Source organism: Camelimonas fluminis, from assembly GCF_014656355.1.
GTDB lineage: Bacteria > Pseudomonadota > Alphaproteobacteria > Rhizobiales > Beijerinckiaceae > Camelimonas > Camelimonas fluminis.
This window is the reverse complement of the sequence record NZ_BNCG01000001.1, coordinates 229,247-244,969: the sequence shown is the minus strand read 5'-3', so window position 1 is coordinate 244,969 and position 15,723 is coordinate 229,247. Positions and strand designations below refer to the sequence as shown.

The 15,723-nt window shown below is 66.4% G+C and carries 11 protein-coding genes; 3 read left to right on the top strand and 8 right to left on the bottom strand.

Features of this window, described 5'->3' with window-relative positions:
* Complete coding sequence (ileS, locus tag IE243_RS01060) at positions 1-3,021, bottom strand: isoleucine--tRNA ligase (RefSeq protein ID WP_191317490.1); 3,021 nt, start codon at positions 3,019-3,021, stop codon at positions 1-3.
* Between the two features lie 141 nt (positions 3,022-3,162).
* Between ileS and IE243_RS01055 the strand changes: the two genes are divergently transcribed.
* Positions 3,163-3,363: a hypothetical protein gene (locus IE243_RS01055; RefSeq protein ID WP_191317489.1), complete on the top strand. Its 201-nt coding sequence runs from the start codon at positions 3,163-3,165 to the stop codon at positions 3,361-3,363.
* 203 nt (positions 3,364-3,566) lie between these two features.
* On the opposite strand, the gene IE243_RS01050 is transcribed toward IE243_RS01055, so the two are convergent.
* The 3 genes from IE243_RS01050 to IE243_RS01040 form a co-directional block, all read right to left on the bottom strand.
* Entirely contained in the window at positions 3,567-4,634 is a 1,068-nt protein-coding gene (locus IE243_RS01050; RefSeq protein ID WP_191317488.1) for a bifunctional riboflavin kinase/FAD synthetase, read from the bottom strand.
* Positions 4,635-5,262: 628 nt separating this feature from the next.
* Positions 5,263-5,712: a MaoC family dehydratase gene (locus IE243_RS01045; protein WP_191317487.1), complete on the bottom strand. Its 450-nt coding sequence runs from the start codon at positions 5,710-5,712 to the stop codon at positions 5,263-5,265.
* 638 nt (positions 5,713-6,350) lie between these two features.
* On the bottom strand, positions 6,351-7,238 hold the full coding sequence (locus IE243_RS01040) for a TIGR01459 family HAD-type hydrolase (RefSeq protein WP_191317486.1): 888 nt from the start codon (positions 7,236-7,238) through the stop codon (positions 6,351-6,353).
* 252 nt (positions 7,239-7,490) lie between these two features.
* Here IE243_RS01040 and aptA point away from each other — a divergent pair, with 252 nt between their 5' ends.
* Both aptA and IE243_RS01030 read left to right on the top strand, forming a co-directional pair.
* Entirely contained in the window at positions 7,491-8,867 is a 1,377-nt protein-coding gene (gene aptA / locus IE243_RS01035) for an omega-aminotransferase AptA (RefSeq protein WP_191317485.1), read from the top strand.
* Positions 8,868-8,874: 7 nt separating this feature from the next.
* A complete protein-coding gene (locus tag IE243_RS01030; protein WP_191317484.1) occupies positions 8,875-9,306 on the top strand; it encodes a secondary thiamine-phosphate synthase enzyme YjbQ in 432 nt (143 codons plus the stop codon).
* A 144-nt stretch (positions 9,307-9,450) separates the two neighbouring features.
* Here the strand turns inward: IE243_RS01030 and IE243_RS01025 are convergent, their stop codons facing one another.
* The 4 genes from IE243_RS01025 to IE243_RS01010 form a co-directional block, all read right to left on the bottom strand.
* Positions 9,451-10,281 carry a 3'-5' exonuclease gene (locus tag IE243_RS01025; protein ID WP_191317483.1) on the bottom strand — a complete coding sequence of 277 codons (831 nt, stop codon included), beginning with the start codon at positions 10,279-10,281 and terminating at the stop codon, positions 9,451-9,453.
* 16 nt (positions 10,282-10,297) lie between these two features.
* Complete coding sequence (gene ligA, locus IE243_RS01020) at positions 10,298-12,751, bottom strand: NAD-dependent DNA ligase LigA (protein ID WP_191317482.1); 2,454 nt, start codon at positions 12,749-12,751, stop codon at positions 10,298-10,300.
* Positions 12,752-13,016: 265 nt separating this feature from the next.
* Complete coding sequence (gene recN, locus IE243_RS01015) at positions 13,017-14,687, bottom strand: DNA repair protein RecN (protein WP_191317481.1); 1,671 nt, start codon at positions 14,685-14,687, stop codon at positions 13,017-13,019.
* A 6-nt stretch (positions 14,688-14,693) separates the two neighbouring features.
* Positions 14,694-15,545, bottom strand: a complete 852-nt coding sequence (locus IE243_RS01010) for an outer membrane protein assembly factor BamD (protein ID WP_191317480.1) — start codon at positions 15,543-15,545, stop codon at positions 14,694-14,696.
* Positions 15,546-15,723 lie beyond the last annotated feature (178 nt).

Genomic DNA, 15,723 nt, shown 5'->3' with positions numbered 1-15,723 from the left:
TCACAGCGCTCCCGGGTGCGCTTTGGTCCACTCCCGCATGGCGGCGGCGTCGCGCGGGCTGAGATCCGGCCATTCCGGATCCGCGCCGACGTCCGGCAGAACCTTCCACGAGCGGGCGCATTTGCGCCCTTCCGCCCGGGCGAACACCACGGCGACGCCAGGAACGTCGTCCAGCCGGAACGCCTCTTCATGGGTCTCGCCGTCGCGGATGCTGATGGCCGACGTAATGCAGACCTCAGCGAAATCAACGCCCTTCAGCGCGTCGAGCAGATCAGCGTCCGACACATGGACCACCGGCGCCGCCTCCAGGCTGGAGCCAATGTTCTTCCGGGCCCGCTCCAGTTCCAGCGCGCCAGTGACCACGCGGCGCACCTTGCGGATCTTCGCCCAGCGCGCCGCCAGGGCGTCGTCACGCCAGGTCGGCAACAGTTCCGGGAAGCGCTCCAGATGCACCGAGCCGGCTTCGGAGGGGAAGCGGCTCAGCCACGCCTCTTCCGCCGTGAAGGCGAGCACGGGGGCCAGCCACGTCGTCACGCAACGGAAGATCTGGTCAATCACCGTCAGCGCCGCCCGGCGCGGGACGCTGGAAGCCGGGTCGCAATACAGCGTGTCCTTGCGGATATCGAAGTAGAACGCCGACAGCTCGGTGGTGAGGAACGGGGACAGCGCCGCCAGCACGCGCTTGTAGTCGTAAGCGGCGTAGGCCTGCCGCACGGTCTGGTCAAGCTCGACCAGCCGGTGCAGCATCAGCCGCTCCAGCTCCGGCATCCGCTCCGCCGCCACCAGATCGGCGCCGGAGAAGTGGTGCAGCGAGCCCAGCATCCAGCGCAGGGTGTTGCGGATCTTGCGATACTGGTCGGTGACGCCCTTCAGCACTTCCGACCCGATGCGCTGGTCATCCCAATAGTCGACCGAAGCAGTCCACAGGCGCAGGATATCGGCGCCCGACTGGCGGATGACATCCTGCGGTGCCAGGGTGTTGCCCAGCGACTTGGACATCTTGCGGCCCTGCTCATCGAGGGTGAAGCCGTGCGTCACCACCACGTCATAGGGCGCGCGGCCGCGCGTGCCGCAGGCTTCCAGCAGCGACGACTGGAAGAAGCCGCGGTGCTGGTCGGAGCCTTCCAGATACATCACGGTGTCGAAATCTGGCGTCCGGTCCGCAAGCGGCAGCTTCTCACCCTCGGGCCGGCGCTTGCGTGGACGCAGATCGGCGCGCGGCTCCAGGGTGAAGGCATGGCTCGAGCCGGAATCGAACCAGACGTCGAGCACGTCGGTCACCTTCTCGAAGCGGGCCGGATCGTAGTCGGGGGCCAGGAACCGCGCCCCGTCGGCATCGGCGAACCAGGCGTCGGCGCCCTCGGCCTCGAAGGCGTCAGCGATGCGGCCGTTGACCTTTTCGTCGCACAGCAGCGCGCCAGTTTCGCGATCGACAAACACGGTGATCGGCACGCCCCAGGCGCGCTGGCGCGAGATCACCCAGTCCGGACGGCCGGAGACCATGGCGGTGATGCGGTTCTCGCCGGCGGCCGGAACCCATTGGGTGTCGGCGATGGCGGTCAGCGAACGCGCGCGCAGGGTGTCGCCGCCGCCGTCGATGTCGCGGTCCATGGCGATGAACCATTGCGGCGTATTGCGGAAGATCAGCGGCGCGCGCGAACGCCAGGAGTGCGGATAGCTGTGGCGCAGGCGGCCACGGGCAATCAACGCCCCGGCGTCGGCCAGAGCGGCGATGACGCGGGCGTTGGCGTCGCCCTCCTTGCCATTGTCGTCCAGCACACGGGCGCCGGCGAACAGCGGCACGTGCGGGAAATAGCTGCCGTCCGGCTGCACCGTGTGCGGCACTTCCGGCGTGCCGGCCGCCTCGAAAGCGGCGCGGTGGCGCACCCAGGTCATATAGTCGTCGGCGCCGTGGCCGGGGGCGGTGTGCACGAAGCCCGTGCCGGCGTCGGCGGTGACATAGTCCGCCGGCAGCAGCGGCACGCCGAAGTCATAGCCTTGGCCGTGCAACGGATGGTGGGCGAGCACGCCGGCGAGGTCGACGCCATTGACGTCGGCGACGCGCCGGAAACCGGCGACCTTGGCCACGCCCAGCACGGTCTCCGCCAGCGCGTCGGCCAGCAGGAAGCGGTCGCCCGGCTTCGCCCAATTGTCCTCCGGCGCCTCCGTCACCTCATAGAGGCCATAGGCGATGTCCGGCGACCAGGCGATGGCGCGGTTGGCCGGAATGGTCCACGGCGTGGTGGTCCAGATCACCACCGAAGCGCCGGCCAGCGCCGCATTGTCGGAGGCCGCCACCGGGAACTTGACGAAGATGGTGCTGGAGACGTGGTCCTTGTACTCCACCTCGGCTTCCGCCAGCGCCGTGCGCTCGACGATCGACCACATCACCGGCTTGGAGCCCTGGTAGAGCTGGCCGGTCATGGCGAACGTCATCAGTTCGCGGGCGATCTGCGCCTCGGCCGGATAGGACATGGTGAGATAGGGATTGTCCCAGTCGCCGGTGACGCCAAGGCGCTTGAACTCCTCGCGCTGCACGTCGACCCATTTGTCGGCGAAGGCGCGGCATTCGGAGCGGAACTCCAGAACCGGAACATCGTCCTTGTCGAGGCCCTTCGCCCGGTACTGTTCCTCGATCTTCCATTCGATCGGCAGGCCGTGGCAGTCCCAGCCCGGCACGTAATTGCTGTCATAGCCGAGCATCTGCTGGGAGCGGGTCACGAGATCCTTCAGGATCTTGTTCAGCGCGTGGCCGATGTGGATGTTGCCGTTGGCGTAAGGTGGGCCGTCATGCAGCGTGAAGCGCGGCGCGCTCTTCGCCTGCTCGCGCAGCCGCCGGTAGAGATCGAGGTCGTTCCAGCGCTCCAGCAGCAGCGGCTCGCGCTCCGGCAGGCCGGCGCGCATGGGGAAATCCGTCTGCGGCAGAAACAGCGTCTTCGAATAGTCGGCCTTGTCCCCGGCTTTGGAGGCGGCGTTTTTCTGGCTGGCGTTGGCCGCCCCGGCCTTGCTGCTGTCGTTCATCGAACTGGCTCATTCCCGTGGAGCGGTTCCGGCAAAGGCGCGCGCCTGGGGAACCGCGTCAAATGGATTGGCGACATGCCGCTGGAAACGCGGACATCGCCCGAAACTGGCGAATGGAAAAACCGGAGTTCACGCCGTGACATGCCCCGCGCCATCAATCAAGAGCGACGGGCAAAACCGGCGGCCAGATGCGGTTGGCGCAGCGCACCGCTGGAAAAGATCCTGGCGTCGTCGACGGCGAACCATTCGCTGATCGGGGTGATCCGGAGCGACATCCCCTGCCCGGCGCGGCTGGCGACAGGCCCTCATCAATTCCGCCGGCTTCAGGTTTTCCTGTTTTGAGCGAATTCTGGTCGACCCGACAATTCCATCTGGTCGGCAAGCGCTCTGGCGGGCGTCGCAAAGGGGCGCATCCCGGCGTCCGCGCTCCGGTTACGCGGAAGCCGGGCCGGTAATTCGCAAACTGAAAAGGCTGCTCCGGCGCGTCATGCCGGCAACATAGAGCATTTCCAGACGAAAGGAAGTCGCTGCGGATCGTCGGCGCTTCAGCCAAGCACCGACGGCGGCGACGGATCAGCCGCCAGGATGCGGCGCGCTTCGGCGCTGTCGCGATCCATCTGCTCGACCAGGGCCTCGATGCTGTCAAACTTCGCTTCGCCGCGCAGGAAGCCGAGGAACTCCACGTCCAGCGTCTTGCCGTACAGATCGCCGCTGAAATCGAACAGGAAGCTTTCCAGCAGGGGCGCGCCATTGTCGAAGGTGGGGCGGCGGCCGAAACTGGCGACGCCGCCGCGCACCACGCCGTCGACCAGCACCCGCACCGCATAGATGCCGTGGGCAAGCTGGCAGTCATCCGGCAAGCGGATATTGGCGGTCGGGTAGTTCAGGGTGCGGCCAATCTTCTGGCCATGCCGCACCTCGCCGCGCACGAACCAGCGATAGCCAAGCAGCGCATTGGCGGCGGCGATATCGCCCTGACGCAACGCCGCGCGAATACGGCTTGAGGACACCGCGGCGTCGTCTCCGTCGCCGGTCACCTTGTCGACGATGCGCACTGGCGCGCCGGCGGCGGCGCCGCGCGCCTGCAGGAAGGCCGGTGAGCCTTCCCGGCCCTTGCCGAAATGAAAATCATGGCCGACGACGATGCCGGAAACGCCCAGCCCACGCACCAGCAGATCATCGAAGAACGACTGCGCCGTCATGGCGGCGAGCGCGGCGTTGAACGGCAGGACGATCATGCCGTCGAGGCCGAGGCGGGCGAGCAGCGTCTCCTCCACTCCGTCGGGAGTGATGCGGAACACCGGCTTGTCAGGATTGAAGAACGAGCGCGGATGCGGCGCGAAGGTCAGCATGGCGGCGGGCCGGCCCAGTTCATCGGCCAGGGCGCGGCAGGCGGCGATCACCGCCCTGTGGCCAGCATGCACGCCGTCGAAATTGCCGATGGCGACGACCGGCCGCGCCAGCGCCGCCTCGCCACAGCCGATGGCGGCGCCAGCGAGCGCGGCCGCGGCTGCGTCATCGATGCAGCGCTGCACCGCAAAGGCGCGCGGTTGCGCCGGAGGGGGAAAAAAATCCAGAGCCGGTCCTGAACCGGATTGCGGTGTCTGCGCCATGAACCCGTCAACCAGCCGTCCGAGCGACGGCCGGCGAAACCTGCCAACATCCTGCGGGTCAGGTCAAGGGCGAAGCAGACGTTGCCCAGCCGTCAATGTCATGGGCGCGGAGCCAGGAAGCGCCCCGCCATGTTCGGCGGGGCAGCGCCCATGCCGGGGAACGGTCAGGATTTCAGATCGTCGGCCACCCCATCCGCGGTCCGGCGGGAGCGCTCCCCACCCGGACGGAATTGTCTGGCCGATCAGCATTCGCTCACTTCAGGCAAGCCTGGCGCGGACGGGATAACTTATGGCAACGCCTGAATATTGTCTGGAATGGATGCGTCAGGATACACGCATTCCAGCATCACCCGGCGCCCTGCTCCGCGCGCGGCAGGGGCGGCGGGGGCCGCGCTGGCCGCGCCAGCGCCCATCACGATCATGCCGGCCAGCAATCCGGCCACACATCGCTTCGTATGCGTTCTATCGATATCCAATATGTAAAATATGGAATTAACGCCGGAACAGTTGATGTATCCGGCGGATCGATATGACACATAACGGGCGACGACTTCATGGCGGCGGCGTGATTATTTCACAGCTTGGCGACGAACGATTTTGGCGACGCGGAAATATTTGCACGCCGCCATCAGACTGGAGGAAGTCCCGACGCGTTTTCGGGCATCGCGACCCAGGCTTCGCCTTCCAGAACGCCGCGTCCATCGGCCACACATTCGCAAAACAGCCGCACGCGCTGGCGAGCCGGCACCAGTTCCACCACCTCGACGGCGGCGGTCACCACGTCGCCGATGCGCACGGGCGCCAGGAACTGCAGGGTCTGGGACAGATAGACCGAGCCTGGACCCGGCAACCGCGTGCCGATCAGCGCCGAGATCATGCCGGCGGTGAACATGCCATGGGCGATGCGCTGGCCGAACAGCGACTGCGCCGCGAACGCTTCGTCCAGCAGCAGGGGATTGCGGTCGCCGGTAATGGCGGCGAAGTCGCTGATGTGCGTTTCCATGATGGTGCGCATCAACGTCTCGCGCATTCCGAGCCGCAGGTCGTCAAACGCATAGGCCTGCAATGCCGATCCCATGACGCCTCCAGTCTCCTGGAGCCGGAGCCGTCACAAGAGATCGCTTCAGCGACTCCATGTGAGCGGCGCATCCGTCTCCATCCAATTCCTGGAGGGCGATTTATCCCGGCTGCGCAGCCGCTCCGCGACTGGCAGACGGGGACCGCGCTCCAGCGTGTCCCATACGGGGTCAACATGCGCCCACCCACGCCCCGGCCGCTGTCCCCCGCAGGGCCAGTCGCCAGAGTGCCGCCGAAGATGGGCGCGGCCAATTGGACTTTGGTCACGCCGCGCGACAGCACGGGTCGTGGACGCCGCCCGGCATTCCAGATGGGGCGCATCAGGTCGCGGAAACGTCCCTACGTCCGCAAGCTGCAAAGCCCGGGCCCGGCCTGTCGCTGCTTCCGCCCCATACTGATCGGAAGCACCCCCAAAGTTTCCTGTTTTGAGCGAACTCCGATCGACCGGGCGATGCCCTCTGGCCGGAGCGTTCCAGCGGTCTGGCTTTGGCGTTCGCCTCCTTCCGTAAAGAGAGGTGGAGCGAATGCAGGAAGCAAAAAGACCACTGGCACCTGTTGAATGTCTGGCGGAACTTGTGAATGTAACCTGCGCGCAGCGCGTTGAAGCCGGATGCGGGCGTCAAACCCGCACCGCCGGCGTCACCAGCGCAGATGATCAATGAGCGCCGTCGGCCGCACGCGCTGACGCGACGCCCATTCATTGACGGAGGCAGCCGTCAGTTTGTCGGGCGTCATCACTTCGTGCGCATGAATGCCCCGCGCCACGAACAGCACGTCGATGCCGGCGGCGACGGCGCCGGCGACGTCGGTGTGGATCGAATCACCGATGGCGAGAATGCGGTTGTGGGCGATGGTCGCATCCTTCAGCCGCTCGCCCATATCGAACGCCGCGGCGTAGATCGGACCATGCGGCTTGCCGGCGTAGAGCACCCGGCCGCCCATCTGCTCATACAGCGCCGCCACGGCGCCCGCGCAGGGAATCAGCCGGTCGCCGCGCTCCACCACCAGGTCTGGATTGGCGCAGATCATCTCCACATCGCGCGCCAGCAGCCCTTCCAGGGTTGCGCGATAGGTTTCGGCGGTCTCGGTTTCATCGTCGAACAGGCCGGTGCAAACCACGTAACCGGCTTCGTCCACCGAGACGAAATCCGCCCCCAGGCCTTCAAAGATCGGACGATCCCGCCCTGGCCCAATCATGAACACCGGCAGATTGGCCCGTTCGGCGATGGCGCCGCGGGTGATGTCGCCAGAGGTGACGATGGCGTCATAGGCGTCGCGTGGGGCGCCCAGCCGGTCGAGCATGTCGCGCACCAGGTGGAAAGGGCGCGGCGCGTTCGACACCAGCACCACCACGCCGCCGCCAGCACGAAACCGGGCCAGGGCGGCGCAGGAATCAGCGAAGGCCTCAACACCATTGTGAATGACGCCCCAGATATCGCAGACCAGCAGATCCTTGCCGACAGCAAGCTCCGACAGCCCCCTGACCAGTTGAACGCCGGCGCCCGCCGACCCCTGCGTTGCGTTCATCCGCATGCCTTTCCTGCTGGCGGCGCCCATGAGCCGCCCGAAGCACGCTGCATGCACGCGCCGCCGCAATCGGGCCCTGGCGTGGCAGACATGATTCAGAATCCAGACCGACCCCATGGCCGACGCGGCCCCTTATGGCCAGGCAATGCCGCAACAACAAGACGCCGCGCGCCCCGACGCGCTATAGTGACGCCGATCATCCAGTCAGAAACGCGGCCTGCTAGGCAACCAGCCAGCCGCGCAGGAGGCGACATGAACGAGCATAACCCGCACGCCGCCAGCACATCCCAATCCACCAGTCTTGCCCCCAACGATCTCGACGCCTTCTGGATGCCGTTCACCGCCAATCGCGCCTTCCGGGCGCGCCCACGGCTCATCGCCGGGGCCGAGGGCATGCACTACGTCACGGTGGACGGCCGCCGCATTCTCGACGGCGCCGCCGGCCTGTGGTGCTGCAACGCCGGCCACGGCCGCGAGCCAATTGTCCGGGCCATCCAGGCCCAGGCGGCGCAACTGGATTTCTCACCAACCTTCCAGTACGGCCACCCGGCCGCCTTCACCCTGGCCAGCCGCCTCGCCGAGCTGGCCCCAGGCGATCTCAACCATGTGTTCTTCGCCAATTCCGGCTCGGAAGCGGCCGACACGGCGCTGAAAATCGCCATCGCCTACTGGCAGGCCCGAGGCAAGGCGACCAAGACGCGGCTGATCGGTCGCGAGCGCGGTTACCACGGCGTCGGCTTCGGCGGCATTTCCGTTGGCGGCATCTCCGGCAACCGCAAGAGTTTCGGGACGCTGCTGGCCGGCGTCGACCATTTGCCCCACACGTATAACCGGGCGGAGCAGGCCTTCACGCACGGCCAGCCCGCGTGGGGCGCGCATCTGGCCGACGAGCTGGAGCGGCTGGTCGCGCTGCACGACGCCTCCACCATCGCCGCCGTCATTGTCGAGCCCATGGCGGGCTCCACCGGCGTGCTGCCGCCGCCGCAGGGCTATCTGGAGCGCCTGCGCGCCCTGTGCGACCGCCACGATATCCTGCTGATCTACGATGAAGTCATCACCGGTTTCGGCCGCCTCGGCGCACCCTTTGCGGCGGAGCGCTTTGGCGTGGTTCCGGACATGCTGACCTTCGCCAAGGGCGTTACCTCAGGAACGGTGCCCATGGGCGGCGTCATCGCCCGCGCCGGCGTGTTCGAGGCCTTCATGCAGGGGCCGCCGCACATGATCGAACTGTTCCACGGCTACACCTATTCCGCCCACCCGCTGGCCTGCGCCGCCGGCCTCGCCGCCCTCGACCTGTATCGCGACGAGGACCTGTTTGCCCGCGCCCGGAAACTGGAGAAAGCGTTTGGCGACGCCGTGCAGGCGCTGAAAGGGCTGCCGGGGGTGCTGGACATCCGCAACATCGGCCTGGCGGCCGGCATTGACCTGGCGCCGGCGAAGGACGACGCCGGCAAGGACGCGCCAGGCAAGCGTGGCCTCGCCGCCATCGAAAGCGGCTTCCACGATCATGACGTGCTGCTGCGCCTCGGCGGCGACACCATCGCCCTGTCGCCGCCGCTGATCGCCAGCGAGGATGACATCGCCGCGCTGGTCGACAGGGTGGCCGGCGTCATCGCCGCCACGGGCTGAGCCAGCCATGGCCCATGTCCAGCATCGCCTGACCCTGGCCACCAAAGGCCAGGGTTTCTACGAGTTCACCGGCGAAGCCGCCGCCTTCGTGCGCGAGGCTTCGACCAGCCGGAACCTGTCTTGCGGCCTGCTCACCCTGTTCTGCCGCCACACCTCCGCGTCATTGCTGATCCAGGAGAACGCCGACCCGGACGTGCAGACCGACCTGCTGACGTTTTTCCGGCATGTCGCGCCAGAGGGACGCGGACTTTACGTGCATGACAGCGAAGGCCCGGACGACATGCCGGCTCACATCCGCACGGCGCTGACCCAGACGCATCTGTCGGTCCCAGTGGCGGACGGACGGATGCTGCTGGGAACCTGGCAGGGGATCTATCTGTTTGAGCACCGCCGCGCGCCCCACAGGCGCGAAATCGTGCTGCACCTGAGCGGCGACTGAGCGGAACTGCGGCGTTCTTCCGTCCAGAGCCCTTTCGGTGAAAACCGGTTCACAGAAAACGCCCCACCTCTTTCGTTTGAGACATTTCCGGGAAAAGTGGACGCCACTTTCCTCGAAAATGCACGGGCTACCGCCGCCTCACCCTCACCGCCTGATCTGGCGGCTGATGCGCTGGACCGCTTCGGCAAGCTCCACGTTCTCGCAGGTGATGACATGATCGATCACCCCGTCGGCCAGCGCCTGAACGTGGCGGCAAAGTCTGCCGAAGCGTCCCGCGGGACAATCACAGGACGTGCGCGCCCCGGCCTCCATGGCCACCCGCACCCGCCAGGCGTCGCCCCGGCTGCCGCGCACGGTGATCACCGGATGGCCACGCCCGCCGGCCAGCCTGTCGATACGTGACTTGCGGCCCGGCGTGAACGCCGGCGCGCTTGATCCACGACGCGGCGCCCGCGCCCGCGCCGGTTCAAACGCCGCCTCGCCAACCTTGCGCAGCGCCGCCAGGGCGATCTGGGCGCAGGCGAAAGCATCCTCGCCCGCATGATGATGCTGGAAACTGACGCCGAGAAACTCGCTGACCAGGTTCAGGCGATGGCCCGGCAGCTCCGGCCAGGCCCGCCGCGCCATCTGCAGCGAACAGGCGAAGCGGAACTGCGGCGTCGACATGCCATAGCGCGCCAGCATGCCGGCGAGCACCGCGCTGTCGAACGCCGCGTTGTGAGCGATGAACAGGCGATCGCGCACGTCATCGGCGAAGGCGGCCCAGATCTCGGGAAACTCCGGCTCATCCGCCACCTGCTCCGGCCAGATGCCATGCACCCGGATATTGCCCGGATGAAAGCGCATCTCCGGCGGCCGGATCAGCCGGTATTCACGCCGCGTCACCGCCCCGTCGTCGATCCACGCGAGGCCGATGGCGCAAGCGCTGTCACGGCGCTCGTTGGCGGTTTCAAAGTCGATGGCGACGGCTTTCATGGCGCGAAATATTTCCTCAACCGGCAACGTCCGGCGGCAGGCTCGCCAGCCACTCGGCTTCGCTCATCACCGCCACCCCCAGCTTCTGCGCCTCGGCCAGCTTGGAGCCGGCGCCCGGCCCGGCAACCACCAGATCGGTGCTGCGGCTCACCGAGCTGGCGACGCGGGCGCCAAGGCGCACCGCCGTGGCTTTCGCCTCGGAGCGGGTCATATGCTCCAGCGTCCCGGTGAACACCAGGGTCTTGCCGGCGATGGATGAGCTGGCGGCGGCCGCGGCGATTTCCAGCGGCTTCGGCGTTGCCTGGGTCAGCAGATCCGCGACGGCGGCCCGGCTATGTTCGTCGGAGAAGAAGTCGAGCAACGCGTCGAGCGCCACCGGCCCCACGTCCTGCAACCCGGCCATCTCCGTCCAGGCCGCGCCTGGCTGGTGCGCCGCCGCCTCCTGAAGCGCGGCGTGAAGCGCTTCGCCGTCGCCATATTCGGCCAGCATGGCGTCCACGGCCTTTTTGTTCAGCCCGGCGGCCTTGAGGCCGCCAGCCGGCGCCCGGCGCAGGCCCTCCATGGGCAGGCCGCCCTCCGCCGCCATCTGCAACAGCCGTTGCTGCGAGGTCGCGCCAACGCCCTCCACCGCCTGCAACCGGTGCAGCGCCAGGCCTGGCCGGCCAGCGATGGCTTCATCGATGCGGGCGAGCAGCGCAGCCATGGAGCCATATTTGCGCGCCAACGCCCGGCTGGTCGCCTCGCCGATGTGGCGGATGCCCAGAGCGAAGAGGAAACGGTCGAGCGGCGGCTCACGCCGCGCATCGATCGCTTCCAGCAGTTTGTCGATGGATTTGTATTCGGGCGCAGCCTTCGCCTTGCGGGAAGATAGCTTTTCGCCCTCAACCACATCGGCGTCATCGCCAGTCCGCTTCGCCGACAACTCCTGGCGACGGCGGAATTCCGCCGCCTTCACCGCCTCGCCATCAAGGCGGAAAATGTCCGCCGGGCTGTGGACCATGTCCTCGTCGAACAGCATGTCGATCTGCTTGTCGCCAAGGCCATCGATATCCATGGCGTTGCGCGAGACGAAATGCTTCAGCCGCTCGCGCGCCTGGGCCGGGCAGATCAGGCCGCCTGTGCAGCGACGCACCACATCCTGCTTGCCGGTGCGCGGATTGATCTCCCGCACCGCGTGGCTGCCGCAGGCGGGACAATGGTCGGGGAACACAAACGGCTTTGCTCCATCGGGCCGCTTGTCCAGCACGACGCCGACCACTTGCGGAATCACGTCGCCGGCGCGCTGCACCTCGACCGTGTCGCCGATGCGCACGTCCTTGCGGACGATTTCGTCCTCATTGTGCAGGGTGGCGTTGGAAACCACGACGCCGCCCACCGTCACCGGCTGCAATTTGGCCACCGGCGTCAGCGCGCCGGTGCGGCCGACCTGAATGTCGATATCGTGCAGCACCGTGGTGGCCCGCTCCGCCGGAAATTTGTGGGCGATGGCCCAGCGCGGCGAACGCGCCACGAAACCGAGCCGGCGCTGCATGGCCAGATCGTTGACCTTGTAGACCACGCCGTCGATGTCGTAGCCGAGCGTGGCGCGCTGCGCCTCGATATCGCGGTAATGCGCCAGCAGGTCAGCGGCGCCATCGCAGACCACGGTCAACGGATTGACCGGCAGGCCCCAGCGCGCGAATGCATCGATCACGCCCATCTGCGTGTCAGCCGGCAACACGGGCGCCTCGCCCCACGCATAGGCAAAAAACGCCAGCGGCCGGCTGGCGGTGATCGCCGGGTCTTTCTGGCGCAGCGAGCCGGCGGCGGCGTTGCGCGGATTGGCGAACACCGGCCGCCCCACTGCCTGCTGCCGTTCGTTCAACGCCGCGAAATCGGCGTGGCGCATGTAGATTTCGCCACGCACCTCAAACACCGCCGGCATGTCGTCCGCCGTGATGCGCTGGGGAATGCCGGCGATGGTCCGCACGTTGGCGGTGACGTCCTCGCCCTCCTCGCCGTCGCCGCGCGTGGCGGCGTTGACCAGTTCGCCCTGCTCATAACGCAGGTTGATCGACAGGCCGTCAATCTTCGGCTCGGCGGTAACAAGCAGCGGCGCGTTATCGTCAACGCCAAGAAACCGCCGCACCCGGGCGACGAAGTCCTCAACGTCAGCATCGCTGAAAGCATTGCCCAGCGACAGCATCGGCACGGCGTGACGCACCTTGGCAAACTCACCAGAAGGTGACGCCCCCACTTTGTAGAGCGAGCTAGCGAGTTTCCGCAGAGAGAAAGCTTGGCCAGATAGATTTCTCAGTATCCTCTTAAACGTATCAAATTCAGCATCGGTAAGAAAACTGCTCCCCCTCAGCTCATACTGTTGGTTCGCTTCCCGAACCAATGCATTGATTCGGCGAATTGCCAAAGCAATTTTTGCAAGAACTATAGAATCAGCCCGCTTAAGTTGGACAATCTTCTCATCTTTAACCATTCCGAAGAGAGGCACGTGAATATAATCAAATAAATTATCTATTGTAAGATCACTCAGGCGGCCAAGCCCGGAAACAATATCAGCTTTTGCCGCATGCATATCGAGCAGCAAAAGATCATCCGCCATTAGGTTGATTTTTTCATTTCGCGTCAAATTGCGAAGGGCAGTGATCATTGACTACCTATTTCACTCAACTCTGTGAATTTAACTCGTTGCGTCTCTCAGATATGTCCATGATCCGATGCACCGCACAAATCTATGCCGTTCAACCCGTCCCGTCGAGCAGGCGGGCGGCGGCGGCGCGGGCTTCCTCGGTGATGGTTGAGCCCGCCAGCATGCGGGCTATCTCCTCCTGGCGGCGGCGCGCCTCCAGCGCCGCCACGCGGGTGGCGATGGCGCCGGATTTCGCCACCGGCTCCTTGGCGATCAGGTAATGGTGGCCAGCCCGTGCGGCAACCTGCGGCGCGTGGGTGACGCAGATAACCTGCACCTTGCCGGCCAGCCGCGCCAGCCGCTGGCCGATGGCGTCGGCCACAGCGCCGCCGACGCCGGTGTCGATTTCGTCGAACACCAGGGTCGGAGCCGAGCCCTTGTCGGCCAGAACCACCTTCAGCGCCAGCATGAACCGCGACAGCTCGCCGCCGGAGGCCACCTTCATCAGCGGTCCAGGCCGCGCCCCGGGGTTGGTCTGCACCACGAACGACACCCGGTCGAAGCCATCCGGCCCGCGCACGCTGGCGTCGCTTTCAACCTCGGTGATGAATTTGGCCCGCTCCAGTTTCAACGGCGGCAACTCCGCCGACACCGCCCGGTCCAGCGCGGCGGCGGCCTTGCGACGTCCATCGGACAGTTTGCGCGCGGCTGCGATATAGTCAGCCTCAGCCTGGGCCACGGCCGCGCCCAGCGCGTCCAGGTGTTTTTCCCCCGCGTCCAGATTGTCCAGCTCGGTTTCGAAACGCGCCAGCACCGCCGGCAGGTCATCCGCGGTCACGCTGTATTTGCGGCCAGCGGCGCGCAGGGCGAACAACCGCTCCTCAGCCTGCTCCAGTTCGCGTGGATCGAATTCAGCGTCAGCCAGACTTTGCTCCAGCACGCTGGCCGCCTCCTCCAGCGCGACCAGCGCCGCGTCGAGGGCGCGGATGCCCGGCTCGACGAGTTGCGGGGCCTGGTCAGCCCGTCGCTCCAGCCGTCGCATGGCGCCGGACAACGCGGGAACCGGCGAGGCGTGGCCGGAAAGCGCCTGATGCGCCTCGCTCAGCTCGGCCACCACCTTTTCCGCCTGCATCATCGCCTGGCGACGGGCGGCGAGTTGCTCCTCCTCCCCGGCCCCGGCCCCGAGCTTTCCCAGCTCATCCACCGCATGACGCAGGTAGTCCGCCTCCTTGCGCGCTGCTTCGATGGCGGCAAGGCGGGCGGCGCGTTCGTCCTCCGCGGCGCGCAGCCGGCGCGCGGCGTCGGCCACCCGGACGGCCTGACCGGCCAGACCGCCAAAGGCGTCCAGAATCGCCCGATGCGACGCGGGGTCCATCAACGCCCGGTCGTCGTGCTGACCATGAATTTCAACGAGTTCCTGCCCGACGGCGCGCAGGATCTGCACGCTCACCGGCTGGTCGTTGACGAACGCGCGCGTGCGCCCGTCCGCCATTTGCAGGCGACGCAGGATGAGATCACCGTCGACCTCCAGCTGCTGCGCCGCTGCGACGGCGCGCGCCGGATGCGCGAGTGGCAGATCGAACGCCGCCGTCACCTGCCCCTGAGCCTGTCCGTGCCGGACCAGGCCGCCGTCTCCCCGCCCGCCCAGGGCGAGCGAAAAGGCGTCGAGCAAAATGGACTTGCCGGCGCCCGTCTCACCCGTCAGCACGCTCAGACCCGATGTGAAAGTCAGGTCAAGCCGGTCGATCAGGACAATGTCTCGGACCGACAGCTGGGCGAGCATGATGCCTCAGTTCAGGCTGATGGCCTTGCCGAAAGCCTGGCTGATCCACGAGCCCTTGTCCTCACGCGGCGTAAGGCCGCCCTTGGTCAGCAGGGCGTGGGCATCCTGATACCACTGGCTGTCCGGGAAGTTGTGGCCAAGCACGGCGGCGGCGGTCTGCGCTTCGTTGACGATGCCCATGGCCATATAGGCCTCGACCAGGCGCTCGAGCGCCTCCTCGACGTGGCGGGTCGTCTGGTAGCGGCTGATCACCACGCGGAAGCGGTTGATCGCGGCGCCGTAGTTGCGGCGGTTCAGATAATAGCGGCCGACTTCCATTTCCTTGCCGGCGAGCTGGTCGCGGATGACCTGAATCTTCCACTTCGAGTCCTTGACGTACTCGGAGTTCGGATAACGGGTCACCAGGTCGTTCAGGGCCTGGCCGGCCTTCTCGGCCTGCTCCTGGTCGCGCGACACGTCTGGTGCCATGGAGTAGTGCGACATGGCCAGAAGATACTGGGCGTAGGCGGCGTCCTTGTCGGATGGGTACAGGGTGACGTAACGCTTCGCCGATCCGATGGCGTCGTCGTAGGCGCCGCCTTCGTAGTTGGCGTAGGCCGACATCAGCAGCGCCTGCTTGGCGTAGGGCGAATGCGGATGGATCTTGATGACCTCATCGAACTTCTTCGCCGCACCAACGAAATTACCATTGGCCGCACGGGCCAGACCGTCGTTGTAAAGCTGGTCCGGCGGCGTATCGACCACCTTCTCCGGCTTGTACTTTTCGTCAGCGAACGGATTGAACTTGTCGAGACCCTCGCTGCAAGCAGCCAGGCTTGTGACGGCGACGGCGGCGAGCAAGACCCGAGCGCTCACCATGGAAGCTGCCCTGAACGAATATCCGAGACGCATGCCGCGACGTTCCCTTCAGCCATTTTTCGCGCCGGCCCGGCGCGCCTGGCCCGGCGATCACAAGCCGGAACCATCTGTTACCTGTACAACGCCCGCTGGGCGACATGGACATAGCCGCCTGGCTACGCTTTCTGCCAACGCTTTT